General features: G+C 49.2%; 25 protein-coding genes, 2 pseudogenes and 1 riboswitch. Of the genes and pseudogenes, 20 read left to right on the top strand and 7 right to left on the bottom strand.

Going from position 1 to position 26272, the window contains the following annotated elements:
* Together JMF85_RS12180 and JMF85_RS12185 are read left to right on the top strand one after the other, a co-directional pair.
* Positions 1-436: restriction system modified-DNA reader domain-containing protein (locus JMF85_RS12180; protein WP_201318288.1), on the top strand; the 436-nt coding region annotated here is incomplete at its 5' end.
* 36 nt (positions 437-472) lie between these two features.
* Positions 473-4069, top strand: coding sequence for a tetratricopeptide repeat protein (locus JMF85_RS12185; RefSeq protein WP_201318289.1), 3597 nt, complete (start codon positions 473-475; stop codon positions 4067-4069).
* Here JMF85_RS12185 and JMF85_RS28385 read toward each other — a convergent pair.
* Positions 4041-4169: a hypothetical protein gene (locus tag JMF85_RS28385; RefSeq protein ID WP_269103309.1), complete on the bottom strand. Its 129-nt coding sequence runs from the start codon at positions 4167-4169 to the stop codon at positions 4041-4043. The genes JMF85_RS12185 and JMF85_RS28385 overlap by 29 nt on opposite strands.
* 56 nt (positions 4170-4225) lie before the next feature.
* Between JMF85_RS28385 and JMF85_RS12195 the strand changes: the two are divergent.
* The 4 genes and pseudogenes from JMF85_RS12195 to JMF85_RS12210 form a co-directional block, all read left to right on the top strand.
* A pseudogene (locus JMF85_RS12195) lies at positions 4226-4555 on the top strand (KamA family radical SAM protein); the annotation flags it as partial.
* Positions 4556-4591: 36 nt separating this feature from the next.
* The gene (locus JMF85_RS12200; protein ID WP_201318290.1) at positions 4592-5758 is read left to right on the top strand and encodes a YheC/YheD family endospore coat-associated protein; all 1167 of its coding nucleotides are present in this window, start codon (positions 4592-4594) and stop codon (positions 5756-5758) included.
* A 118-nt stretch (positions 5759-5876) separates the two neighbouring features.
* Entirely contained in the window at positions 5877-6689 is an 813-nt protein-coding gene (locus JMF85_RS12205) for a YheC/YheD family protein (protein ID WP_201318291.1), read from the top strand.
* 227 nt (positions 6690-6916) lie between these two features.
* A pseudogene (locus JMF85_RS12210) lies at positions 6917-7245 on the top strand (antibiotic biosynthesis monooxygenase).
* A gap of 83 nt (positions 7246-7328) precedes the next feature.
* Here the strand turns inward: JMF85_RS12210 and JMF85_RS12215 are convergent.
* Positions 7329-7529 (bottom strand): sporulation protein Cse60, encoded by a 201-nt coding sequence (locus tag JMF85_RS12215; RefSeq protein WP_054795644.1) that lies wholly within the window; start codon positions 7527-7529, stop codon positions 7329-7331.
* 304 nt (positions 7530-7833) lie between these two features.
* On the opposite strand from JMF85_RS12215, the gene JMF85_RS12220 reads away from it, so the two are divergent.
* The 8 genes from JMF85_RS12220 (at position 7834) to JMF85_RS12255 (ending at position 16719) form a co-directional block, all read left to right on the top strand.
* Positions 7834-8280: a GreA/GreB family elongation factor gene (locus tag JMF85_RS12220; protein ID WP_054795645.1), complete on the top strand. Its 447-nt coding sequence runs from the start codon at positions 7834-7836 to the stop codon at positions 8278-8280.
* A 302-nt stretch (positions 8281-8582) separates the two neighbouring features.
* Positions 8583-8795, top strand: coding sequence for a winged helix-turn-helix transcriptional regulator (locus JMF85_RS12225; RefSeq protein ID WP_201318292.1), 213 nt, complete (start codon positions 8583-8585; stop codon positions 8793-8795).
* A 44-nt stretch (positions 8796-8839) separates the two neighbouring features.
* Complete coding sequence (locus JMF85_RS12230) at positions 8840-9730, top strand: ROK family protein (RefSeq protein ID WP_201318293.1); 891 nt, start codon at positions 8840-8842, stop codon at positions 9728-9730.
* 261 nt (positions 9731-9991) lie between these two features.
* Positions 9992-11293 (top strand): ABC transporter substrate-binding protein, encoded by a 1302-nt coding sequence (locus JMF85_RS12235; protein WP_201318294.1) that lies wholly within the window; start codon positions 9992-9994, stop codon positions 11291-11293.
* Between the two features lie 80 nt (positions 11294-11373).
* Entirely contained in the window at positions 11374-13005 is a 1632-nt protein-coding gene (locus JMF85_RS12240; protein ID WP_201318295.1) for an ABC transporter permease, read from the top strand.
* A gap of 30 nt (positions 13006-13035) precedes the next feature.
* A complete protein-coding gene (locus tag JMF85_RS12245; RefSeq protein ID WP_155613824.1) occupies positions 13036-14514 on the top strand; it encodes a sulfatase family protein in 1479 nt (492 codons plus the stop codon).
* Positions 14515-14545: 31 nt separating this feature from the next.
* Complete coding sequence (locus JMF85_RS12250) at positions 14546-15502, top strand: formylglycine-generating enzyme family protein (protein WP_397375989.1); 957 nt, start codon at positions 14546-14548, stop codon at positions 15500-15502.
* Between the two features lie 219 nt (positions 15503-15721).
* Positions 15722-15866, top strand: a riboswitch (cyclic di-AMP (ydaO/yuaA leader).
* Position 15867: 1 nt separating this feature from the next.
* On the top strand, positions 15868-16719 hold the full coding sequence (locus JMF85_RS12255; RefSeq protein WP_236595837.1) for a C40 family peptidase: 852 nt from the start codon (positions 15868-15870) through the stop codon (positions 16717-16719).
* Positions 16720-16838: 119 nt separating this feature from the next.
* Here the strand turns inward: JMF85_RS12255 and JMF85_RS12260 are convergent, their stop codons facing one another.
* Positions 16839-17216, bottom strand: a complete 378-nt coding sequence (locus tag JMF85_RS12260; protein ID WP_054795651.1) for a hypothetical protein — start codon at positions 17214-17216, stop codon at positions 16839-16841.
* Between the two features lie 243 nt (positions 17217-17459).
* On the opposite strand from JMF85_RS12260, the gene mobA reads away from it, so the two are divergent.
* Complete coding sequence (gene mobA, locus JMF85_RS12265) at positions 17460-18062, top strand: molybdenum cofactor guanylyltransferase (RefSeq protein WP_141334476.1); 603 nt, start codon at positions 17460-17462, stop codon at positions 18060-18062.
* Positions 18063-18072: 10 nt separating this feature from the next.
* Here the strand turns inward: mobA and JMF85_RS12270 are convergent, their stop codons facing one another.
* The 3 genes from JMF85_RS12270 to JMF85_RS12280 form a co-directional block, all read right to left on the bottom strand.
* Positions 18073-19143, bottom strand: a complete 1071-nt coding sequence (locus JMF85_RS12270; protein WP_155613825.1) for a PAS domain-containing sensor histidine kinase — start codon at positions 19141-19143, stop codon at positions 18073-18075.
* Positions 19144-19169: 26 nt separating this feature from the next.
* Positions 19170-19823: a response regulator gene (locus JMF85_RS12275; protein ID WP_127609336.1), complete on the bottom strand. Its 654-nt coding sequence runs from the start codon at positions 19821-19823 to the stop codon at positions 19170-19172.
* Between the two features lie 90 nt (positions 19824-19913).
* Positions 19914-20354, bottom strand: coding sequence for a GAF domain-containing protein (locus JMF85_RS12280; protein WP_054795654.1), 441 nt, complete (start codon positions 20352-20354; stop codon positions 19914-19916).
* A 299-nt stretch (positions 20355-20653) separates the two neighbouring features.
* On the opposite strand from JMF85_RS12280, the gene JMF85_RS12285 reads away from it, so the two are divergent.
* From JMF85_RS12285 to JMF85_RS12300, 4 genes are all read left to right on the top strand, one after another.
* Entirely contained in the window at positions 20654-21364 is a 711-nt protein-coding gene (locus JMF85_RS12285; RefSeq protein WP_201318297.1) for a Crp/Fnr family transcriptional regulator, read from the top strand.
* A gap of 147 nt (positions 21365-21511) precedes the next feature.
* A complete protein-coding gene (locus JMF85_RS12290) occupies positions 21512-21661 on the top strand; it encodes a hypothetical protein (protein WP_164751926.1) in 150 nt (49 codons plus the stop codon).
* Positions 21662-22018: 357 nt separating this feature from the next.
* Complete coding sequence (locus JMF85_RS12295; RefSeq protein WP_054795713.1) at positions 22019-22567, top strand: DoxX family protein; 549 nt, start codon at positions 22019-22021, stop codon at positions 22565-22567.
* Positions 22568-22752: 185 nt separating this feature from the next.
* Complete coding sequence (locus JMF85_RS12300; protein WP_127609332.1) at positions 22753-24153, top strand: MFS transporter; 1401 nt, start codon at positions 22753-22755, stop codon at positions 24151-24153.
* Positions 24154-24170: 17 nt separating this feature from the next.
* Here JMF85_RS12300 and JMF85_RS12305 read toward each other — a convergent pair whose 3' ends face one another.
* Positions 24171-25043, bottom strand: a complete 873-nt coding sequence (locus JMF85_RS12305; protein WP_155613830.1) for an AraC family transcriptional regulator — start codon at positions 25041-25043, stop codon at positions 24171-24173.
* 180 nt (positions 25044-25223) lie between these two features.
* Between JMF85_RS12305 and iolG the strand changes: the two genes are divergently transcribed.
* Complete coding sequence (iolG, locus tag JMF85_RS12310) at positions 25224-26231, top strand: inositol 2-dehydrogenase (RefSeq protein ID WP_201318298.1); 1008 nt, start codon at positions 25224-25226, stop codon at positions 26229-26231.
* Positions 26232-26272: the final 41 nt, after the last annotated feature.

The raw sequence follows: 26272 nt of genomic DNA on the forward strand, positions 1-26272 counted from the left end.
GGTGATGGCCCAACCGAACAGAGATCTTTGTCTGACTATTTATAATGCATATAAGGATGTTTTCGATGAGATTTACGTATCCGTCAAGGGTGAGGCGCCTGCTTCCAGAACAACGGCGGAGCAAATTAAAAGCTACAATATTTCCCTGTCGCAGCTGATGGAGAAGGGGATTCTGTCTTTAAGCGATCAATTCAAGGCAAGCTTCAAAGGCAAAGACTATACGGCTGCCTTGATTAAGCTTCCGGAAGACGATGCGGTTCAGATTCAGTTCCACGATCAGCTGTTTAACAGTCCCTCGAAAGCGGCCACCGCGATTACCCAAAAGAATGCGAACGGCTGGAACTTTTGGGATGTCTACGATGTGAACGGCAGATTTAAAGGGAAATTGTCCGAGTTAAGAGCGGAGTTAACCAAAGACGAACAAGAAGAGCAATGATTACCTATTCCGAGACGGCTAAAGGGTGAGGGAACGGTGGCTTTTAATCCGGATGAGCTCCATAAAATCAAATCATACAGCAGAGATCAGCATGTATCGGTCATTTACGAGTATATAGTAGGGAATAAATCCCAGGAGAAGGTGTCGGCATTAACCGGCATAGAGGAGTGGACGGTATCCTCGATTATCCGGGCCTATAACTTTAATCAGAACAAGACCGGAAGCTTTCGATCCGGTACGGACCGCGGCAAATACAGGGGCACGGAGAGAGAGCTTGTCAGCAAGTTTGTGAACCTGCATTATCCGGGAAATGTCGAGGCACGGACGACGTTTGCCGATTTTATCGCCAAGCACAAAAAGCAGGTCGCGAAGCCGCCGGCTGCTCCTCCCAGGCAGACTTACGTGCAAAGGCCCGTACAGCAAAGTCCTGTGCAGAGATCGAAGCCCCCGGTCCCGAAGCCGGCTCCTGCACCTCGTCCGGTGGTTTACCAGCCTACGGCATCCGAGCTGTATAACAAAGCGATCGGGCTTTGGAACGCGAGAAATCACAACCGGGACATGGTGGATGGGTTTAGACAGGCTGCGGAGCTGGGCCATGAGGATGCTCCTTATTATTTAGCCGTTTACTATAGAGATCGCGGGCACTATGGGGCGGAAAATCTTCAAGCGGCACAAGGCTGGTTTGCGAAGGCGCTGGAGCGCGGCTGCAGACAGGCCAAGCTTGAGTATGGGGATTTTTATTATGAGTTGGCTCTGAACGCGAAGGCTTTAAAATTATATAACACGGTAGTTCCAAGCTATGAAAAAGCGGCGAAGGCCGGTCATTCCGGCGCTCAAAACAATCTCGGCGTGCTGTATGCGAATGGGGAGGGTGTGACCCGGAACGATCAGCTGGCTGTGTATTGGTTCGATCTGGCGGCGAAGAATGGCAACCGGTTCGGGATGAGCAATCTGGCCTACAGATGGATGAACGGCTCCGGCGTTCAGCAAAATGACGTCCAAGCTTTATATTGGTTTGAAAAGGCAGCCGGCCTTGGGGATGAGGACGCAAAGAAGCAATGTGCTGATATCGCGTTTAAGCTGGGGAGAAGACTCGGCAAATCAACGGATGAGCAGGATCGGAAGCAGGCCTTTGATTACTACCAGAAGGCGTTATTGTACGGGAATCAGGAGGCGCTGTTTTACTTGGCGCACAGTTATGCAAACGGCCTTGGCGTGAATCAAAGCTATCGTCAAGCGGCCGAATACTACGAAAAAGCCGCACAGCGGGGCTCAGCAGCAGCGCAAAACAATCTGGCGGTTTTATATGCGAATGGTCATGGAGTGACACAGGATCACGGTCAAGCGCTCTATTGGTATGAGCAGGCCGCGAACAATGGCAGTAAGGTAGCCATGCGGAATATGGGCTATTGCTATAAAGAGGGAAGGGGCTGTCCGAAGAATGCCTATGGGGCTGTGCACTGGTTTGAGAAGGCGGCGGAATTAGGCGACGAGGAAGCTAGGAGCCAGTGCGCCGAAGGCGCTTATTGGATCGCCGAGCAGTTCTATAAATCCAGGGATGTGCAGGAAAAAGGGAAGGCCTTTGAATACTTCGCCAAGGCACTCAAGCATGGCCATGACAAGAGCTTGCTGAACCTGGCCGTATGCTGCGAGTATGGACATGGCGTGGAGCAAAGATATGCGAAAGCGATTGAATATTACCAACAGGCACTAAGCAAAGGGATTGACAAAGCCTATGAATGGTTGGCGGACGCCTATTATCAGTATGGTAAAGAGTACGACGAGGAAGAGAGTTATGACGAGGCTATAGCGATGTTTGAAAAAGCGGCTGAAATGGACCATGAAGATGCGATGATCGCTTTGGCGCAGTGTTACTTTGAAGGTAAGGGAGTGAATATGGACGACCATGCCGCTGCCGAGTGGTACGTGAAGGCGGCTGAAGTCTGGTCCGCGAGGACCTCGGCTGAGGAACACTATATGGAAGCGGCCGAGAAGTGCTTCAATCACTATGAGATTGAGCGCGGTTTGGCATGGTACGAACGAGCGGCTGACTTAGGCGCCGGAAAAGCGATGGTCGCGCTGGGCAATTACTATTTCGGGGAAGAGGATTATAATGACGACCCCGAGTACGAGACCGCGATCGAATGGTATCTTAGAGCCCTGGAGCAGGGTGATGACGATGGCGAATATCATTTATACCGCTGCTATATCAAGCTTGGTGAACAAGCGTGGGAAAACAGAAATATCGAACAGGCCATAGCGATGTATAAGGAAGCTAGAAAGTACGGATATGGGGATTCAACGAAAGAGAGTCTTCACCGATGCTACTGTCATCTGGCAAGAGCCGCGGTAGACGCGGAGGACTATCGGCTGGCGGCAGAGCATTATGAACAAGCGGAAGAACATGAGCGGCTCGGTGAAGAAGAAGACGCCTATATAGAGAAGATCGGTGATCATTTTTATGATAGCGAAGACTATTACGGTGCATGGAATTGGTACAAGAAGTCCGGAAATTTGGCTCGGCAGACGGGCCGGGCTCAAAATGCCATAGGCTTGTCCTACATCAGGAAGAACGGGAAACAGCCTGATTTCGTTCAGGCTTTCTATTGGTGTAAGCAAGCGGCGGAACAGGGATTTAGCCCCGCCCAGTACAATGTGGGCGGCTTTTATCTCAACGGGGACGGCGTTCAACGGGACTTTACGAATGCGGTGTACTGGTATGAGCAGGCCGCCAAGAATAGACACAAAAATTCGTTACATAACTTGGCCTTTCTATACATGTCGGGCATGGGGGTTCCCCAGGACTTGGATCAAGCGGAGGAGCTGCTGACCGCGGCTTATTTACAGGGCTTCGATAATCGCACCTACCGGTTTACATGCAAGCCGCTGTCTCCCTTGAGAAGCTTGCTTGCCCGGACCGCCTCCGTGAAACCGAGTCCTCTGGAGAGTATGAGAACGTTGTACGCTTTAAAATACCCGAACGAAGACGGGCAAAGGCTTCTAAAGTTTGCTGACTTCTTAGTCAAGGAAAGACAACGCTTCGAATTGATCTATGAAATCGGCCTGACCTATGAAACGGGCTACAGCCCCCTGCTCGGCGTTCGCGTCGAATCGGACATGGCGAAAGCATTCGTTTACTACAAGGAAGCCGTGGATAAAGCAGGCGATGTCCGGGCGATCGGTAAGCTTGGACATTGCTATAGACACGGCAAGGGGATCGGGCAAAGTGACGAAAGGGCACTAGAAGCCTATAAACGAGGTGAAGCTTTGAAAGATCCCGAATCGTTGAACGCGCTTGGGGAGTGCTATTTCACTGGACAAGGGGTCGGACAGGACTATAGCAAGACGTTTGAGTATTGCTCCTACGCGGCGGAACAGGGCCATGCCGAGGCGCAGTATAATGTGGGTTTCTGTTATGAGAACGGCTACGGTGTGGAGCGGAATGAAAGGGCTGCATTGGAGTGGTATGTAAAGTCGGCTGAGCAGGGCTTTGCCTTGGCTGAACAGCAAGTAGCCGTATGCTACGAGCTGGGCATCGGCGTCGAACCGAGTCCGGAGAAGGCAAGGGAGTGGCTGGCGAAGGCTGGAGCGAAGTCATCGAATGCTATTCTACAACAATATCATCCGGATTGATTTCGGGACCAAATTCCTTTTTCAGGTATTCATCATGAAGTTTATGCAAAAACTGCTCTTTCCCTAATGCTTCAAGCTCGCTGTTAATCCAATCATTCAATTCTTTGTTCCCTTTTTTGACTCCACCAGCCCAAGGGGTAGGCTCTATTTGCTCCGTGGGCCGGAGTTACTCCCTATTACTTTTTTGTCAACAGGCCGGTTGCAGGGAACCGAGCCTTCGTGCTCACACTGGAGGAAGTCTATCATATCGTAGAAGAAGCGAAAGCAAGAACGTCCGGTTTAGGAAAACGAGTTAGGCTTTGTATGAGTCATACCTCGGGGAAAGTAGAGATCCTGGCCATTGAAGACGGGAAAGCGTATTTAAAATATCACCAGTCTCGCGAAGGTCAATATGGAAAGCTTATGGTTTTGGATTGCCCGAAAGAGGCTGCCTGGTTTGTTTCCGTCAACGAAATGCCGGATCTTCCTCAGAAGGAAATAGATTGATCTTTGGTTTACAAAACCTGTATGAGGTGAAATGCAATGGAACAACCGAGCCATGATACTTCTCTCGATCGTCCGATTGTCGGCGTCATTTTGGGTATTAAGCCAATGCCGCTATATAGGATGAATAGATATCCCCGATTGAAAAAGCTTGCCGATGCGAACTTGGAAGCCAAAACGACCCTTACCTTTTTTTGCGTCGACGATGTGGATATTTTCAACAAAACAATTAATGGAACTTATTATAATTACAAGACCAAGAGATGGGAGAAAAAGCAATTTTCTTATCCCGATGTCGTCTATGTCCGAGGCGGCTCAGGTAAGGCGATTGATAATCTGTTAGCGGAGTTCGACCGTTTGGGGATCAAGAAAATTAATCCTATTCATGCATTTAATAAAGGTGATCTCTACGAGCTATTAAACCAGGATGAGAATGTACGCTCCTATTTGCCGCCTACCCAAAATGTTCAAACGATGGATGAAATCAGGAGCATGATACGGAAGCAAGGCACAGTGTATGTGAAAGCGCGTCGCGGAAGAAAGGGTACCAAGGTGATGCGTATTGAAAAACTGCGTAATAACGGTTATCTGTACAGCTATTCAATTCTGGGATATTTGGTTCGCAAGAGAGTCAATACGATTACTGACTTGGAAAAAGCAATTAAATCCTTCTTCGGGAACCGGGCATTGATCGTACAGCGTGCGATCGATTTGGTCAGAGTCCGTAACAACCGCCTCTGCGATTTTCGAGCTGAGCTCCAAAGAAACAAACAAGGAGAAATCGATATCGTTGGGGTTTGCGTCCGTGTAGGCCGGCAAAACTCCCCGATCACCACCCACTCCTCTGCCTATCGATATGATACACATCTAAAGAAAATATTCCCACATTACACGAACGAGCAGATCGAAGCCTTAAAAGAAAAAATCAATACTTTTTTGATCGATATCTATACAGGGGTAGAAAAAAAATACGGAAAGTTCGGAGAAATCGGGATAGACTTCGCTGTAGATCGGAAGGGGAAGATCTGGCTCATTGAATGCAACGCGCAATCGGCCAAGGTATCAATCGTAAAGGCCTATGGAGCGAAGTCACGCAGAGCGTTTCTGAATCCATTGGAATATGCAAAAGCAATTATGGGCACTGACCGCAGCAATACAGTTATCCCGAGCGACATGATGTACCCCAAGTTATCTATAAGAGGGTGATATCCATGTCGAGAATGACGCGGTCTCGAACCCATGCTTCAACAGGAGGATAGATGACGGTCTCGCATATTTTTGAAACGAAGAAACGGTTGGAGAGGTTTTTGAAAGAGGGTGCCATATGAGGCATACGGTTATCCGAAGTAAAATGAAAAAGGGTTCGCCACTCATGGACGACCCGATTATTTCGCGTTATGTACCGAAAACAGACTGGTTTCATGCCACAAGCCTTAGGAGAATGCTCCGATCCTATTCTACTGTATATATCAAGCCGGATATCGGCAGAAGAGGAAACGGAATCGTTCGCGTGAAAAAGCGTAATAGCTCCACAAGTGAGATTTCGTATAGAGATATAACGATCCGTTGCTCTACTGAAGATGTATTTGATGAGCTGCAGAAGATATTGAATCCTAATAAGAAATACCTGATTCAGCAGGGCATTGATTTGGCAACCTATCATGGGCGCCCATTTGATGTGCGCATTGTCCTGCAAAAGCCTTTGAACCGATGGCATCTTTCCTGGGTCAGTGCCAAGGTTGCGCCTCAGAAATCATCTGTTGTAACCAATATAGCCAAAGGAGCAAGGGACGTAAGGATAAACAGGACATTGAAAGGAATGGATCAGCCCTTAAACAGATTAGAAGTGATGAGAGAATTAATCGATGTCTCCTACCAGATTGTTCAAATACTGGACTCACGCTTCTCTCTAAAGATCGTCGGTTTAGATATGGGCATCGATAAGAAAGGAAGAGTATGGTTTATCGAAGCGAATACCAGGCCGGACTTTAAGGGTTTAGGGAAGCTTGATCTAAGGCAGTATCGCAGATATCTCAAAGCAAAAAAATTGGCCGCCAGAGGGCGAGATTATGCCTATAGAGAGATATCAGGATCGGGGGAGGAAATCCCCAGGCGTCATCCGGAACGGAGCGAATGAAGGATGACGATATTAAGTAAGGTTGTAAAAGTGGATGAGCTATCGCCAATTGTAGAGAAGCTTACCGGCGAACAGGCCAGCTGGTTACGGTGAATGTTATTTAGGACTTGTGTGATGTCCATTTGACAATGATAATCGTTATCAATTAAACTTGAATAAGAGCGAGCACCGGCGCCGAAATGTTTCAAGAAGCGGCACAATAAGGCAAGCAGAAGGAGGAGGAACCGGTGCTTATTCAAACCAGAACCGTCACGGTGGAGAAGGGCAATGCGGACAAAGTCGTTGAACGCTTCAGCAAGGAAGGTCCGCTTGACGGGAGGGAAGGCTTGATCGTACCGTCATGGTGAACAAGAGAAGTAAAGAAAACGAAGAGGTCGTCATCGTCGTTCGCTGGGAATCGGAGGAAGCCTGGAAAAATTGGGAGAAGAGCCCCGAGCACATTCAAGGGCACCGGAACAGCAAGGGACAACAACCGCCTGAGTATGTGATCAGCACGAATGTGAGCATGTATGAAGTGAAAGCCGTCAGAAAAGGCAAGTTCGTTCAAACGACGTAACTGGAAATCGCGAAATAACCAAAGGCTGTCCTTCCCTCATCTTGAGGGTGCGGGGCAGCCTGTTGCCGTTAGATACTTCTTGTCTAAGTCTCTCGCTTGGCTTTGGTCTTGTAAACGATCAAAATCGTGCTTCTTTGGGTCTCTTTCCCGGAAGGCGTTGTCTTTATAACCGAGCCGTAACACACATTTACGACCTGAGTCTCATTTAATCCCGCCAAAAACTCGTTAGCCTTATGTTCCGCATAAGAGTTATCCGTATCAACGAATTCTTTAACTTGGATCATCGAAGTACCTCCTTTCAGCTAGTTTCAGGTAACATTTAATGTAAAAAGAGTATAAAAATGGATCGAGGCATCCCGCGATAATAGCGGAATGCCTGCACTTAAGTAAGCTTAGCATCCCAAAGTATAAGTGTCAATCGTGCTTTTGTTGTCGAGGAGATTTGGATTGGATTTACAGATATTACTTGGTATAATGATCTGAAGGTCTCCCTTGTGGAGACCTCTATTTACTTAGGAGGGATTTGTATGAGAATGTTCACTAGCTACTCTAAATGGGTTGTGTTCAGTAAGGGAGGGGAAATCTACTATGAACCGTAGTATTATGTATCAAGGTTCACGAACCCAACTGATTAATCAACTTGTTTATTTTGATGAAGAAAAGTTCAATTTCTTGAATCAGTATTTTCCGGAACACAACGTGAAACGCAGCACGGTTGAGCAGGTATTGGCTGTTTATGCGACCACGCTTGAGAAGATAGTCGCTGATCTAACCGAAGAGAATCTAAATTCCGTCGCACTGATTGGCAGTCAATTGGAGCTGCGGTATTTAGATGACGATTCGCCCGAGTCGTACACCATTGTTTTCCCGCATCTGGCGGACCCCAATAACAACAAGATATCTTTCTTGTCTCCTCTCGGGTTTCAGTTATTGATGGCTAAATCTCAAGAGACCTATCGGCTTGATGTACCTTCCGGTGAAATCCGGCTAAGAGTAGAAGGCATCAAGTTCGTTAACAGCGGTGATGTAAATTAGCCCATATAGAGGATTGAAACGAGCCGGCTTACTGATCCGTTTATAATTGGCAGGCATGGAGAAAGCGTCGGGTGACAGATCGTGTTGATGATCTGCCCGACGTTTTTTTCAGGTGCGGCAGTCATGCGTTTACACCTAGGGTAGAGGTGGCGTCTGCTCCTGTTTATTGAGGAGTTGCTCAAAGGGGCTGCAGCATATTACTATGGGAATAAACCAAGGAGATTCTGCCAAGCGCCATGTTATACACCGATAATGAGACGCTAACACACAGGCAGCGGTCACCGCATAAGGAGTAAAACGGCATGTCACTTAAGGGGCAAAATATTATTCGAGCCAAACAAACGAACCGTTCGAGGGTACTCCAATCCCTTCTAAGATATGGACCCACTTCAAGACAGCATATTGCGGAAATGACGCAACTGACTTCAGCAACGATCAGCCATTTGACGGCTGAGCTTATTGAGGAAGGGTTGATCCGGGAAGTCGGTTATTTGCAAGAAGAGGAAAAAAAGTAGGCCGCAAATTCATTGCTCTTGCTTTAAATGGAGATGCGTCTTGGGTGGTCGGTATTCATATCCACGTGAGTCAAGTGGAACTTGGACTCATTAATCTTCATGGACTTATCAAAAAAACACGTCAATTCCCCTTGTCCCCGGGAATAAATGAAGCTGCATTTACCGAAATGCTGATCAAGGAATTGAAAGCATTTATTTCGGATATCAACGACGTGCAGATAGCGGCTGTAGGCATTGGATGTCTAGGTTTAATCAGCTTTGACAAAGGCGAAATACTCAACGTCGAGCCGTTAGGCTGGGGACCTGTCCCGCTGGCTGCCCAAATAACGAACGCCGTACAATTGCCCGTATATATAGACAATAATGTCCGTGCCATGACGTTGGCCGAAAAGATGTTTGGAGAAAGCAAACAGGTATCCGATTTCTTGTGTATTTATATAGGGGAAGGAATCGGATCGGGGCTTATTCTCAACGATAGGCTTTACAGAGGGGGACCCACGGGCTCGGGGGAATTCGGTCATATGACGTATATGCCGGACGGCATCTCATGCTGGTGCGGGAACAGGGGGTGCCTGGAGCAATATGCTTCGAATACGGCGATATCGCGGCAGCTTCAAGCTTCGTGGCCCCGTGTGCTGCATGCCTTCGAGCAGGGAGATTCCGAGACCGTTCAAGCCATGCGTCAGGCGGGAAGGGCTATTGGGACGGTGCTAGCCTCTTATATTAACATTCTGCATGTCGAGAAGGTTGTTGTCGCAGGAGTCATGGCTGGACCTGGATTTCCGTTGATTAGCGAGTTAAAGAAAGAAATCGAATGGCGGTCTTTTTTATTCAAAAGAGAAAAGGTACAGATTGAAAGCTCCTCATTCGGAGAGCATATCGGTCTGATCGGTGCCGCCAGCCTGGCGCTTCAGCATGAAATATTTATAAGATGAAGCCATTATTGCAATCATTGGCCTCATGAAGCAGAATGTCAAGCAAAACGGTTGACAGCCGAAAGAGGCGATGCTATCATACAAACTAATAATTCCCACTAAATACATAGGTTTATTTTGAATAGTGTGTTGACCGGACGTCCGGAAACTTATCTATATATTTCTGCAACAAGAAAAAGTAAGGGGGAATAGGTTCTTTTAATTAATTAAAATGATTAATCAAATAATGCCCGAAAAATGACGGGAAGAAGGAGACTGGCCATGAAGAAAAAAATGCCCTTGATCACCATGACTCTTGTATTAACGATTGCAGCTGCAGGCTGCTCAAGCGGTTCTCCGAATCAAAACGGGGCCGAGACAGCCTCCAATTCCGCGAAACCGGCATCATCGGAGCCTGTATCCATCGAATTTGCCGCGGGGAAGGATGCTTCCGGTGAACTGGAAAAGTCGATTGCCCGTTTTAACAGTACCCATGACAACATTAAGATCAAATATGTCGAGCTTCCGCAGGTGCCTAATGAACAAATGACCCGGTACAGCACTTGGTTCAACAGTAAAAGCAATACCCCGGACCTGTTTATGACCGACGTCACATGGCCTGCCATGTTTGCCTCCGCCGGTTGGCTGGCGCCGATTGATGAATATGCGGATGCTTCCTATCTGCAGCGATTCTGGCCTGCTGCTGTTGAAGTAGGCAAAGTCAATAACAAACAGTACGGGATTCAAGGTTATATGGATGTCGGGGTGTTGTTTTACCGTAAAGATCTGCTGGATAAGTACAATTTGCCCGTTCCCCAAACGTGGGCTGAACTGACGAAAGTATCCCAGGAAATTCTCCAGAAGGAAAATGATCCGAAATTGACCGGCTATTTATTCCAGGGGGCCAAAATCGAGGGTGCTACAATCAACTGGCTGGAGCATCTCTGGGGTCAGAATGGAGATATTTACGATCAGGGCAAGGTGAAGGTAGACAGCGATAAAGGCATTCAAGCGTTGAAAACGATGAACAACCTGATTACGCAGGACAAGGTTTCTCCCGTTAGTGTCAGCACTTCGAATCCGAATGACAATACGATCGCTTTTAGCGCGGGCAACGCCATTTTCATGAGAAACTGGCCTGCGGCTTTTACTCAGCTCAAAGGCACGAAAGTGGAAGGCAAGGTAGGAATTGCCGCGATACCGCATTCGGACGGTTCGGAATCGCATTCTTCCACCGGCGGATGGGTCTACGCTATCAACCAGTTCTCCGGACATAAGAAAGAAGCTTGGGAAGTGATGAAGTTTTTCTTGAGCGACGAGGAGCAAAAGTCGATGTGCACGAATGCGAGCAAAATTCCGTCGGTCAGGAAAGTGTTTGACGATCCTGAGTTGAAAAAGGCACAGCCTATCTTCGAACAGCTGCCTGCTGTGATGGAAAAAGCGAAAAGCCGGCCCGTCTTAAGAAATTACGAGCAGATCAGCCGAAGTGTACAAACGCAGGTGAACCTCGTTCTGTCCGGTCAGAAGGATCCTGAGGCCGCGTTGCGTGACGCACAGAAAGAAATTGATGAGAAATTAAAATAAAGGAGAGAAAGTCAGCCCGGTCGGAGAGGCTTCTCTTGCCGGGTGTTTCCTAATTAGCACGAAGAGGGGGAGGCGTTACCTTGCCATCCGTCAAACCGCTGAAGCGGCCATGGAGGACCGGAAGATGGACCGATAAGCAGGTGGCTTGCCTGTTAATCTTACCGCCGGTTTTGTTCTTATTGATATTTACATTGTATCCCATTGTCCGGGTGTTCTGGATGTCCCTTTACCATATCTCGATCACGGAGCCTTGGCTGGGATCGCCTTTTGTCGGTTTGGAGAACTATACGACAGCATTCCGTGACCACCGGTTTTGGCAATCGTTAGGATTTACGCTCTCGTTTTCATCGATTACGGTCATTTTTGAGCTGATTATCGGATTGTACCTTGCGATTTTGGCTAACAAAGCGTTCCGGTTCCGGGGATTTGTCCGGGCGGCTATCTTGTTTCCTTGGGCGCTGCCCACGATTACGAACGCCTTGACTTGGCGTTGGATGTTTAATCAGGATTACGGCCTGTTTAATGCGATTCTTCAGGCGCTGGGATTTATTCAGAAGCCGCTCAATTGGCTGGGAGACGGCAAGCTGGCCTTTACCGCGATATGTATAGTGGCTATCTGGAAAACATCGTCGTTCATGGCGATCATTCTGCTTGCCGGCCTGCAATCTATTCCGGGCAGCTTATACGAAGCCGCTAAAATCGATGGAGCGAACCGTACGCAAATTTTATTTCGAATTACTTTGCCCCTGCTTCGCAATGTCATTCTCGTTTCTTTGGTTTTACGCACCTTATCGGCGATGCAGGCCTTCGACTTGATGTACGGCTTAACTCAAGGCGGGCCCGGCAACGAAACGGAATCATTGCCTATGTATATTCACACCACAACCTTTATCGATATGCAGTGGGGCTATGGATCGGCTCTGGGGGTGCTGCTGCTCGTCGTCGTCTCCTTTTTTCCGTTATATTGGCTATTTGTTACTTCGATCAAGCCGACTGTTGAACTGTTCGATACTCCGCCCAGGTTGATGACCTGGAAACCGGTCCTGGAACATTATATCCGTGTTTTTGAACAGCCCTTCGCGGAATATTACTGGAACAGCACGGTTGTTGCCTTCTATACGCTGATAATTGCTCTGGTATTGGGCTTCATGATGGGGTATGCGTTGTCGAGGCTGCAGTTTCGGGGGAAACCGTTAATTTTAATGCTGGTTGTCACAACGTCGATGTTTCCGCCCATGACGATGGTGCTGCCTATATTTGTAGGACTGCGCGATTTAAGCTTGATTAACACCTACACCGGATTAAGCCTGACGCATGCAGCGTTCGCGTTGCCTATGGTGATCTGGCTGTTGTCTGCCTTGCTGAATGAAATTCCGAAGGAATTGGATGACGCCGCTTATGTGGATGGAGCAAGCCGGATGCAGACGTTTATTCGAATTATTTTGCCGTTATCCGCCCCGGCGACCGTTACTGCAGCCATTCTGGTGTTTGTGCATAGCTGGAATGAATTTTTATTCTCGTTTACTTTAATGTCCAAGGCCTCGCTTCGTACCTTACCGGTAGGGGTCATGATGTTTCAAGGGGAGCACGACTTTCCTTGGGCGACTATATCCGCGGCGATCGTTCTGTCTGTCGTACCTCTCGTCTTCCTGATTTTTTTATTCCAAAAAAAGATTATTGCCGGACTGACGAACGGAGCCGTGAAAGGGTAGCACCATATTACGCGCAAAGGATGATAAACCATGAGATTTTTATTGCTGGATTTGGATTCATTACGCCCCGATCATTTGGGCTGCTACGGCTATCACCGTAATACGTCGCCTCATATTGACAAAATTGCGGAGCAAGGAGTTCGCTTTACAAACTATTACACGTCCGATGCCCCCTGCTTTCCATCGAGGACAGCGCTAATGACGGGAAAGTTCGGCATCCACAACGGGGTTGTCGGTCATGGCGGGACCGCCGGCGATGTGCGTCATGAAGGAGAGCGGCGACAATTTCAAGATACATTAGCCAAGGAGAGTCTGCCTGCTTTCATACGTTCTGCCGGATTAAAGACAGTATTAATAAGCCCTTTCGCGGAACGGCATTCGTCCTGGACGTTTTATGCAGGCTTTAATGAAATTCATAATACCGGGAAATGCGGGATGGAATCGGCCGAGGAAGTGACGCCTGCCGTACTGAATTGGATTGAGCACAATGCCCGGAAGGACGACTGGTTTCTTTATGTGAATTATTGGGACCCCCATACGCCGTACCGGGCACCGGAAGATTTCGGAAATCCGTTTGCTGACGATCCTCTGCCTGCGTGGATTACGGAGGATGTGCTGGAAGCCCATAAGCTCAAGGTCGGACCGCATAGCGCAAGCGAAATTAATATGTACGATAATCAGACCAGCGAACAATTTCCCCGTCATCCCGGAGAAATCAAGGATATGGCAGGATTACGGAGAATGATCGACGGATACGACTGCGGCGTCCGTTATATGGACGAGCATATCGGTTCCATCTTCGCTGCTTTGGAGGCTCAAGGGGTGATGGATGATTTGGTCGTCATCATAACGGCGGATCATGGCGAGAACATGGGCGAACTTGGAATTTACGGGGAGCACGGAACCGCGGATCAGGGTACTTGCAGAATTCCGATGATTATTCGCTGGCCGGGTGTAACACAGCCCCATGTTGATCATGGTTTGCATTATCATCTGGATCTGAATCCAACGCTTGCCGAGCTGCTCGGACGTAAGCCGCTGCCAAGCTGGGACGGCCAAAGCTATGCACCCGCCGTGCTGAATGGCCAGGAGGCGGGCCGCGACTACCTTGTCGTTTCACAATGTGCTCACGTTTGTCAAAGAAGCGTTCGTTTCGGGCAATGGCTCTATATCCGAACGTATCATGACGGGTACCATTTATTCAATAAAGAGATGCTGTTCGATATCGACAACGATCCTCATGAGCAAACGAATCTGGCTGCGGAGCATCGCCAAGTTTGCCGAGATGCGGTATATTATTTAAATGAATGGCATGACCACATGATGGAGACAATGCCTTTCGACGTAGATCCGCTGTGGACGGTTATGAAAGAGGGAGGACCTTATCATGCCAAAGGTTTCTTGCCGAAGTATACGCAGTGGTTGGAGCAGACAGGACGCGGTCATGCTATTTCAGAGCTGAAACGGAGACATCCTGCGGAATTCGGTCACGGCTATCCGAAGCTGTAGGGGCTCTGTTTAATCTTGGAGGATGATTGAAATGAATGCAAAAAAACCGGGCTGCTGCTCGGCCAGCAGAGAGGATTCGAGCTTACCGGATGCTCATTCCTTGCCCCTGAACATCATACCCTCGTCCAAAGATCCTAAAGAAGGCATGATTTATTTGCCCGGCGGTGAGTTTTTAATGGGAACTGCGGATCAGGAAGGGTTTGCCCAAGATGGCGAAGGCCCCGTTCGTTCGGTTCGGCTGGATCCCTTTTATATCGATCCTTATACAGTGAGCAATGCGGAATTCAAGGCATTTGTCGATGCTACCGGTTATCGCACGGAAGCGGAGATCTTTGGCTGGTCCTTTGTGTTCCACTTGTTCGTTTCCGCCGAAACTGCGCAAGGAGTGACACAAACGGTTCGGCAGACGCCCTGGTGGTGGGCCGTGAACGGTGCATGCTGGAAGTATCCGGAAGGTCCGGATTCTCACATTGATGACCGCATGGACCATCCGGTGATTCATGTTTCCTGGCATGATGCGTATGCTTATTGCCAATGGGCCGGTAAACGGCTGCCGAGCGAAGCGGAATGGGAGTATGCGGCAAGAGGCGGTCTTGTGCAAAAGCGTTATCCGTGGGGGGATGTCCTCAAACCGGATGGGGAGCATCGCTGCAATATTTGGCAGGGCAAGTTTCCGGAGAAAAATAACTGCAGCGACGGTTATGCCGGAACCGCGCCTGTCCATGCTTATAAACCGAACGATTACGGGCTGTATAATGTTTCCGGCAACGTATGGGAATGGTGCTCGGACTGGTTTAGCGCGAATCATCCGGCCGCCCCGCTAATAAACCCGCAAGGTCCGCCGACAGGTCAGGAGAAGGTGCTGCGCGGAGGCTCCTATTTGTGCCACAAATCGTATTGCAACCGGTACAGAGTCGCTGCCCGCAGTAAAAATACACCGGATAGCTCCACGGGGAATATCGGTTTTCGCTGTGCGGCCGACGCCTGATAGGGAATAAGAGCTCCTGTAGAACTCGTGACCATCCGTCGCAAGCCTTGTCTGATATGTCGAAAGCCCGAGACGGCTCTAATGAGCGGTCGCGGGCTTTTTTTTACAAAATTTAGCACAGATGTGTCAAAACCCAAAATAAAGCGAAAAGAAAGGAAATCAATGTAATTCATGGCAGTTATAAGTTTGAAGTCCATGAAACCACTATGCTACTCTAATAAAAATAATGGGCCGAATCCAGTTCAGCAGAAGATCTGGTACGGGGGATTCTTTACCATGGGGTGAATGTTCGTTAACTATCGAACTAGGGAGCAGCCTCTTCCGAATCCGTCAACTAACCTCGAAGGCCGCAGGAGGAATTTGATTTGAATCGTTTTTGCAAGAAGCTTATTTGGTCGTGCGCTTTTTCCTCGATCGGACTGCTTGCCATGTTTCATGCGGGAACAGCACAAGCTGCCGCCAATGATGTTAAAGTGCAGATTAACGACAGCCTGGTTTCCTTCCCCGAAGCACAGCCTTATATCGATAACACCAACACTTTGCAAATCCCTTTACGTGTGCTCGTTGAGAAGCTTGGTTACAAGGTTGAGTGGAGCATGGAACAAGCGCGGGTGAAAGTTACGTTAACCAACAACAACAAAACGATCGCCTTGCAAACCGGGGACCGAAAAGCTCTGGTTAATAAAAAGGTTGTCAGCATGGATGCTCCTGCGCAATTTATACAAGGCAGCGTATATCTCCCTCTACGCTTCGTATCCGAGACGTTCGGCTATAGAGTCCAGTGGGATGCGGATAACCGGATTGCTATTATTAACGAAGACGGATTATATCATGCCCCGGCTTGGTATGCGCCGAAGCCAAAACCGTCTGTCACGCAAATTGCCTATAAGTACCTGGGAGTTCCTTATGTATGGGGCGGCCGTACACCGAATGGCTTTGATTGCTCCGGATTTGTGGACTATATATACGGGCTCAACGGCATCGATTTGCCCAGAACATCCCTGGAAATGTACGAGACTGCAGGCAAGGCGGTGAGCATCCCTCAGGAGGGAGATCTTGTTTTTTTTGCGGAGAAAAACAGAACCTCCCACGTAGGGATTTATTTAGGCAATCAACAATTTATTTCAGCGACCAATTCCGGCGGCGTCTCGGTGGCAAGTTTGACAACCGGTTACTGGAGTAAAAAGTATGTAGGAGCTAAACGAGTCACGTCATAATAATCCTCAAGCTCAATCGTAGGGGCTTGCACAGAAAAGAACCTGGCCGTCGGCCAGGTTTTTCATATTGATGGGGTTCATAAGCCGGAAGCTATTCCAAGCTGCAAGCCGTTTGCACGCTAAAAACGGAATAAAACGGACCAAAAGGATACCTTCTTGGCAGCCTGATGACGTTTGGAACGGGAAATTCGGAAAGCCTCCTGGTCATCATGGAACGAATCGGGTTCATCCTTCGTCTCCGATTCCTTCAGAGCTTGTTGTTCGGCGGCTGCGGCTAACTCGATATGCGTCTGACGACATTCAAACAACTGCCGCTCCAAGTCATGAACCTGCTGAGCAAGCAGCAAGTTTTGCTGCTGCAGCTCCGTAATCAGATTATGGAGATATCGAATGGTTAGTTTCGGTTTCTTCGAAGGAGCGGGCGTCTCATGGTTTTCTCTGGGTCCGAACGGCAACAGATACTTCAACTCTTCTTCCTGGAATACCTCATTTGCCAACGTAACGGCCTCCTTTACATAGAAAATGACGGTATTGCTGCTAGTTTCATCTGCTAGTTTAATAGTACACAAGTTTTTCTAAGGAAGCTGTCGAAGCCTGCTGTCAAAAACATGGAAACCTTATCGGAGAACCGCATGGTGTGTACCGTCTTTCGGAAGTGATGCAAATCACTGCCTTTGGACAGCGGAAATGATGTAATAAGCATATAAAACAAGCCCAATGCAGAGAAGGAGTGAATGGTTATGATGTCCGGACTGATATTGGCAGGGGGGCGAAACCGGGGGGCGAACGGAGAAAACAAGGCGTTCTTCATGCTGGACAACATGACGATCGTGGAGCGTCAAATTCGTGAGATGGAAAAATGCTGTGAGGAGATCATCATCGCTACGAACGATCCGACCCCCTTCCTGCGAAAGGTAGACCGGGGGGTTCGAATCATTACGGACTATTTCCCCGGCAAGGGTCCCCTAAGCGGGATGCACGCGGGCTTAACCTTAGCGCAGCAACCGCATGTATGGGTTGTCAGCTGCGACATGCCTTATATCTCTTCGAAGGCGGCGGAATTGCTGCTCGCCCGTGAGCAGGAAGGGTTTGAAGCGGCCATCCCTGCCATAGGCGGCAGCGCGCATCCGCTGCACGGGGTGTACGACCGCAGCTGCGCGGTAAAGATCGGCGCCTTGCTGGAGCAAGACGAAGCGACGCTCTCCACGCTCTTAAAGCAGTTATACTGGTGTGAGCTGCAGGAGTCCGCTTTTGAAGAGAAAGCCATCGACAGCCGGTTCGTCGCCTCGATCAAGACGAAGGAAGACGATGAGAAGTTATGGCTTGGAGGAAGGCCGCTGTGAAGTCGGCCTTTCATTTCGGTACGATGAATGAAATCTTCGTTCCATGCCCGGGCCTGGAACGGACCGTGAATGTGCCGCTGACGCTGCGGGCCCTTTCTTCCATACTGAACAGCCCGACGCCTTGGGACGAGGTATCGCGGACAAAGCCCTTCCCATCGTCCTCCACATGCGCTTCGACATAGGTATCGTGTTCGAGCAGCTCGACGCGGGCTTCAGCTACATCCGCATATTTCGCGGTGTTCGTCAGGGCCTCCTGAACGATCCGGTAGATGGTCGTTTCTTTATTGGCATCGAGACGTTGGCGCAGGTTGCTGCGGAAATGGACGCGAATTCCGTAATGGTTGGAGTAATTGTCGATATAGGTCCGGAGCGCCGGTACGACGCCGAGGTCATCCAGCACCGAAGGGCGAAGCTCCCAGGCCAGTCCGCGCACATCTTCAATGACCGCGGCTACATGATTGCGAAGCTGCTCCAGCTCGGTCATCCGGGTTTCGCTGATGAGGCGATCCAGCTGGATCAGCAGCGAAAAGATGCTTTGCCCGATGCCGTCGTGAAGCTCCCGCGAGAACCGTCTTCGTTCTTCCTCCTGCACCTTCATCATGTGCGTCATCATGTGCTGCAGCTCTTCCTCGATTTTTTTCAACTGGGTGACTTCATTGCGGATGGCCAAATACTGATACGGAATGCCTTGTTCATTCAAAAAGGGGACAATCGTCGTATGGACCCAGTAATAGGTGCCGTCCTTCGCTCTATTTTTGATCTCGCCGCGCCAGACGTTTCCCGAGGTAATGGTCTTCCACAGATCGGCCATGAAGCTTTTGTCGTGAAATCCGGAATTGATGATCCGGTGGTCCTGGCCGATAAGCTCTTCCCGCTCGTATTTGGAAATCTCACAAAACTTATCGTTAATGTATCGGATGACTCCGCGGCGGTCGGTAACCGCTACGATGGAGGATTCGTCCAATGCAAATTTGATATCAACCAGCTGCTTTAACGAATGCTTCAACGTATCGCGGAAGCCGGGGTCGAGAATGTGCTCGTCCAGATGCTGCAAGAGTCGGTCTACGTCTTGTCCTAGCATGGCAAGGAATCACCTACCTACGTCGATTATTCGAAGCTGAGAAGACCTTTTTTGACGGCATATTTCACAAGCTCGGGTCTTGTTCTGAGGCCCAGCTTCTCCATCACGTTGCTCTTATGCGTTTCCACCGTTTTCACACTGATGACGAGCTGCTCTGCGATTTCTTTATTGCTGTAGCCTTTGGCGATTAACCCTAATACTTCTTTCTCACGGTCTGAGAGCGTCTCGTACGTATTGGTGCTGTCCCCGTGTTTCAACTTCTCCAAATATTCTCCCATCAGACGCTTGGTTGCGGTTGGATACAGGTAAGCGTTCCCGGCGGAAACCGAGCGAATCGCCGTCAGCAGCTCCTCATGCGGCGCGCTCTTCAGGATATAGCCTGACGCTCCGGCATGGATGCCGCGGAACAAATACTCATCGTCATCATGCATGGTTAAGATGAGTACGGCCACATCCGGGTGAAGCTTCTTCAGCTCGGCGGTTGCCGTGAGCCCGTCTTTGCCCTGAGGCATATTCAAATCCATGAGCACGACATCCGGCCGCAAGGCGTTCACGGCTTGGATCGCTTCGTCTCCGTCAGCGGCTTCGCCGATCACTTGGAACTCCGCTTTGCCTTCCAACAGCATTTTCAGCCCTGAACGGACCACCGCATGATCGTCCACTACTAAGATTTTAACCATGATGGATTCCTCTCCCTATCGTCACCAACCGAATCTTCATCTATCTTAACAAAAATAAAAGAACCCCAGCAATAAGCATTCTGCTTGGATTCATAAAGTAGGCTCGAGGAGCGATTGCAGCGTTTGAACATGTTGATAAAGCGTGTCGATGTCGCTGTCCGCGTAAGCTTCGGCCGAGCGTCTTGCGATCAGGAGCACGCCGTATACCGTCTCGCGCATGGTGATCGGAACCGCCGCGGCGGCATGAAGCAGCTCGGAGGCAACGAGGGGACATTCCATCGGCAAGCCGGGCCGGGCAGCCGGAAAATCCGTCCAACGGGTCGTTTTGCCTGTTCTCAGGGTCAAACCGCCCGGACCCAATCCGGGTTTTACAACCATCTGCTTATAGCGTTCGCTGCGATTGCCGAAAGCATACTTCCAGCGAATACGAGGTTCATGCTTCGGCGCGAAAGATAAGGCGGAGAAGTCGCTGGAGGTTGCGCGGCACAAGGCTTCCAGCTCCCCGGTAATGATCTGTATGAATGCCGGCATGTCAGGCCTCCTCCCCCCACTGCAGCTTTTACGGTTGAACCGTTTTCATTACCTCCCATTATAGTCTTTCCGCCTCTCTTTGTAATTCAGGGAAAACCCCTAAATGTGTTTCGGGGATCTCCTGATGCCCAAGCGCCGAATACGAAGGTAAAAGGAATGAAATCGGGGTTTTCTGCGCCTCTTCTGACACCGGGATCGGGAGATTCTCCCCTCATAAATCAGGAGAACCCCCGATGTGAATAAGTTGCTGGCCGTTATATGATATCTATAGCGCAAACAGTTCGAAGGAGGACGGCGACATGATGGCTCAAGTCAATCCAACCGGCGGCATTTTGGACATTATTTCCAAGGATAGTTTCGATAAGCTGCAAAGCATTATGTATATAAAGCAGGTGGAGAAAGGATCTTATCTGTTCTGGGAAGGGGAGTCGGCGGAGAAGCTGTACTTTATTATCAGCGGCCGGGTCCGGACGACGAAGACAACCGATAGCGGAAGAAGTCTGACGATGTACCTGCATCAAGAAGGCGATTTATTCGGCCAATTGGATCCATTTCAAGACTCGGTGCATACCTTCAGCGCGGAAGTCACCGAGTCCGGCAAGATCGGCATCATTCAGCGCAAAGACCTGGAGGTGCTGCTGTGGCAGCACGGGGACTTGGCTGTGGAGTTCATGAAGTGGATGGGCTTGATGCACCGCTTGACCCAGACCAAGTTTCGGGATTTGATGATGTTCGGCAAAACAGGCGCGCTATGTTCACTGCTCATTCGGCTCAGCAACTCCTACGGCGTCCTGAAAGAAGATCATATATTTGTCGACCTGAAGATCAACAATTCGGAAATGGCCGATATGATTGGGGCGACGAGGGAAAGCGTGAACCGGATGTTAAGCGATTTGAGAAAAGAAGACGTCGTTGAATATAAAGACGGGCATATTCTAATCAAGGACTTAACGTATCTTCGCGATGTTTGTCAATGCGAGAGCTGCCCGAAGGAAATTTGCCGCATGTAAGAATGGGGGGCGAGAACCGCCCCTATGATGCCGCATCCAACTTCACAGCCTCGTTGACTTCACGTTGTGAGAAAGATCACAGCGGCTTCGCCCGGGAAGAAGTACGGTATAAGTACGTATAAACCTTGATAAAGGAGAGTGCTGCAGATGATTACTTGTGAAAAGTGCGCCAAAAAAACAGGCGAGGGTCCGGTAGGGGAAAGCTGGATTTGCGAGGATTGCAAGGTAGAGCCGCCGGTTCGTGAAGGCGATAACAGGCCTGCAGGCGAGGATCGGGCTGCCGGGGAGCCGTTATAAGCCTGAGACTTTGCAAGGCTCATATAGATGATCGAATGCCGGTCCGGTCGGCACCGGCATTCGCGATAAGGAAGTTTCTGAACCGGGTGCCGCGTCATACCGTCATACCGGCCGGAATCGGGCTGCCTTCAGAAGCAGGAAAGTCATTGGCCGGTTTCGGCTCATCCGGTGATTTAGATCACAGCTGCGCCAGCAACCCTGTAGTACAATAAAGGTGTAGACGGGAAGCAAAACCACACCACAACGAAAGGAAAATGAGAGATGAAACATTTCCGATCCCGGCGAGAGTCGAAATAATCAAGGTTCGTTTATTGCGCCAAATCAAGTGAAAAATTTCACAACGAGGAGATGATCGTCATGTTCGTTCAATGGCTTAGAGAAAATAAATACGCAGCTGTGGTCCTTTTATTCATCCGGTTGTATCTCGGTTACGAGTGGCTCACACATGGATGGCAAAAATTAACGGGGGGATTCAATGCAGGCGGTTTCTTGAATAACGCGGTCGCCAAACCGGTAATCGATAAAGCGACGAATGAGCTGGTGTACCCGACCTTCACCGCTTTCATCAACACCTTTGCCGTTCCGAACGTAAAGATGATTAACTTCCTCATACCGCTTGGCGAATTTTTAGTCGGTCTTGGTTTAATCCTCGGGGCTTTAACTACCGCGGCCGCTTTCTTCGGACTTCTGATGAACTTCATGTTCATGTTCGCGGGCACGGTAAGCACGAACCCGTGGTTCGTTCTAATCGGCGGGATCTTGTTCATGGCGGGGGCCAACGCCGGTAAATTAGGTCTGGATTATTACTTGCTCCCGCTGCTCCGTAAACTTGTCACCCGTAATAAAGCTGGAAAGAAGAATAACCCGAACGGAACCGGAGGCGTAATCAAACCGGCACGAGTTTGATAAGCAGAAACAGGGGAGCAGGTCGACTTGACGACCTGCTCCCCTGTTTCTGCGAACAGCTCGCCGAACGGCAATTCGAGTGTAACGTACTGGCAAGGAGCAGCCGGGCATGTTACACTCAGTTTAACGTCAGTTCGTCGTGCCTGAAAGATTCCATACTAATAGAGAGAAAAGAGCGATCGCGAATGTCTAAACCCTCTGAGACCGAGATGCGTCATAAGCAGGGGCAGATTTCTCCCCAAAGTCAGATGTTATTAATTACAGCCATAGGCTTCGGAGTGCTCTTAAATCCATTAAATACGACGATGATCTCGGTTGCCTTCTCCAGGCTGCAGCAAGAATTCCAAGTGCCGTATAGCGCCATATCCTGGCTCATCGCCACTTATTACGTAGCGAGCGCCGTCGCACAGCCTGTTATGGGAAAGCTGAGCGATATGCTCGGGCGCAAGCGCATATTTCTGCTGGGTCTGCTGCTGGTGACGATCTCGTCGATGCTGGCTCCATTTTCTCCAAGCATCGGCTGGCTGATGGCCTTTCGCGTCATCCAGGCAATCGGCACGTCTTCGCTGTTTCCTGCGGGGATGGGCATGATCCGCAGCAGTATTACGGATAATCAGGCGAGAGCGCTGAGCGTCATGTCGATCTTCTCTTCAACGTCAGCTGCCTTTGGACCTTCGATCGGAGGGTTCTTGATCCAATACGGAGATTGGCCGGCCATTTTCTTTGTGAATTTCCCCGTCATTCTCATATCATTCTTCATGTCCATCAAGATTTTGCCGAAGGACGGCCCTCGCAAACCGATCGCTTCCGGAGGTCTGGATCTTTGGGGAATCGTCTTTTTCACCGCGCTGATTGTGAGCTGGCTGTTTTTCTTTCTATCCTTCGAACAGGGCTTTAACGTCTGGCTGCTTATCGTCAGCCTGGTGATGAGCTTTTTATTTTATCAGTTTGAAAAGCGGCGGAAGCAGCCGTTTATTGATGTGTTTTTTCTGAAAAACAATCTAAACGTATGCATGGTTTATATCCAGTTTATTTGTGTGAATATCGTGTTCTATTCGGTGATGTTCAGCATTCCCTCTTATTTGCAGCAAGTTCGGCACTTCGATGCGCAGCGGGTCGGTTTGATTATGCTGGCCGTATCCGGATTCAGCGTGTTTGTAACGCCATGGGTGGGCAGATGGATCGACAAATCCGGTTCCAAAAGTCCGCTAATCGCAGGTTCGCTATTCGTTATGGCCGGCTCGCTGCTCTTGCTGCTCTTGCACGACAACACCTTGCCCTATGTGATTTTTGCCTTCTTATCCGTATTCGGAATCAGCAACGGCTTTCAGAATCTCGGTTTGCAGACGGCGCTCTATTCCTACGTGTCTACGAAGGAGACGGGAATCGCTTCAGGCTTGTTCATGACCTCCAGATTCATGGGGACGATTCTTTCTTCCAGCTTGCTGGGAGCGATCTTCAGCAGCGAGTTCTCGACACAGCGACTGCACACGATGGCTGCCGTTTGTGCCGTCATCAGCGTGGCTATCCTGGTTTTATCCTTGAAAATGCCGAGCCATCGTCCCCAGACGCCCTACGCCGAATAAGGAAATGAACCCTTATCTTAAACCGTCCTTGTCTTCGTATGATTGCGAAACTTTAACGGCGTCAGACCGACATCTTTAAGGAAAAATTTAATGAAATGAGCAGGGGAGGAAAATTGGAGCTCCTGAGAGATTTTTTCGATGCTCCAATCGGTATCCGTCAGCAAGCCTTTCGCCATTCGAATTCTCACTTTTGTCAAATAACCCCGAGGCGAAATGCCATAAACCTTTTTGAAACAATTCGTTAAATGGGAACGGTCTACATTTAATTGACTCGCCAGCTCACCGATTCTTATGGGGTCGATGGCTCTTTTTTCAATCCAGTAAGCGGCCTCGTGGGCCAAATTAAGCAGTGAGGGTTGAATCGATGGCGGAGCGGCGGATTCCGATTGATGATAGAAATAGTCGGATAACAGACTGATCAGATTCAGAATCGAGGATTGAACCTTCAGCATAATGACGGCCGCATACTTCGATTCAGACGTTTTTTCGGTTTCCGGCGCACTTAGATTATGGAGAAAGTACCCATATTCATCAATAAAGGTATTCACAAAGTTGTGGATACCTTTTTCTTTGTCCTTCTTAATGACAGGGTGTTGGATCAGTTGAAGAATTTCATGTATTCGTTTATCTTCCACTTCAAAATGGAAAACAAACCACTCGGCATCCTCATGAATAGGAGGGGTATGATGGAACATGCCGGGCTTGATGATGAGACAGTCCCCCGTGCCTAATACGTAGGGCTGTCCGTTGACGATTTGTTCGAATTGACCTGAAATGACATACATAAACTCGAAAATCGTATGGCGGTGAGAGCCGTAGGCATATCCTTTATGTCCTATTGTGTATTGAAGGTCCACCAGCCGTATCGAGCCAATCAGGTTCGAGATCATAAACAATTGCTCCACGAAGGATCAGCCGCTTTCTGTGAAATAATTGCGCATACATATGTAGTTTAACATAAAAAATAACAACAAAAGTATAATTTTTAATCACAAAATCGAATGTTTACTTGGGGCTTGGGCAGCTATTCTTGTATATATAGCACCATTAAACATCGAGGAGTGTAGACAATGAAGGAGCAAATACGCTGCGCGGTCCTTGGACTGGGACGTCTTGGTTATTGGCACGCTGAAAATTTGGCCACAAAAGTGAAAGGAGCAAAGCTGGTAAGCGTTCTGGATCCATTCGAGAATCGGGCGGAAACCGTTGCCCGTGAATTGGGTATAGAGAAATCGGCGATACATCATCAAGAAGTTTTTGAAGACCCTGCGATTGATGCGGTTATTATAGCAACGCCGACAAGCACGCACGCGGATATGATCGAACAAGCGGCGAAGCACGGGAAACATATTTTTATTGAAAAACCGCTTACCCATGACTTAGAGGAAGCCGACCGGGCGATTCGGGTCATCAAAGAGAACAACGTCGTTTGTCAGGTCGGTTTTATGAGGAGATTTGACAGCGCTTATAGGGAAGCCCAGCGAAGAATACAGGCCGGAGACATCGGAACGCCCCTTTATTTTAAAGGGGTATCCCGCGACCCGGGCTCTCCGCCTGCGGCATTTATCCAAAACAGCGGGGGCATTTTCCTCGATATGTCGATCCACGATTTTGACATCGCCCGATTTTTGTTGAATGCGGAAGTCACTTCCGTCTCGGCGCATGGGAACATTCTGGTCCACTCCTTTATGGAACAATACGGTGACGTCGACCAGGCGCTTACCTATGTAGCGTTCGACTCCGGCGCCGCTGCGGATATAGAAGCCAGCCGGAATGCTTTCTACGGGTACGATATTCGGGGAGAAGTCATAGGCAGCGAAGGCAGCCTGCTCATCGGGTCCTTACGCTATCATGACGTTCAAATACTGACCAAGAGAGGAAGCACCCATGATATTGTGCCCGCTTTTCCGGAGCGGTTTAAAGATGCTTATTTGAATGAAATGAATCATTTCGTCGATTGTCTAAGAAAAAGCGAAGCGCCCTCCGTCAATGAAATCGATGGGAAAATAGCGCTTGAAATCGCGCTGTCCGCCCAAAAATCGTTCGAGACGGGACAAACCGTCCGTCTCCCCGGCTAGGTTTTGCATCCGAAAGGGGATCAAGGCATGAAGATGACAGC

The organism is Paenibacillus sp. EPM92 (assembly GCF_016586185.1).
Lineage (GTDB): Bacteria > Bacillota > Bacilli > Paenibacillales > NBRC-103111 > Paenibacillus_G > Paenibacillus_G validus.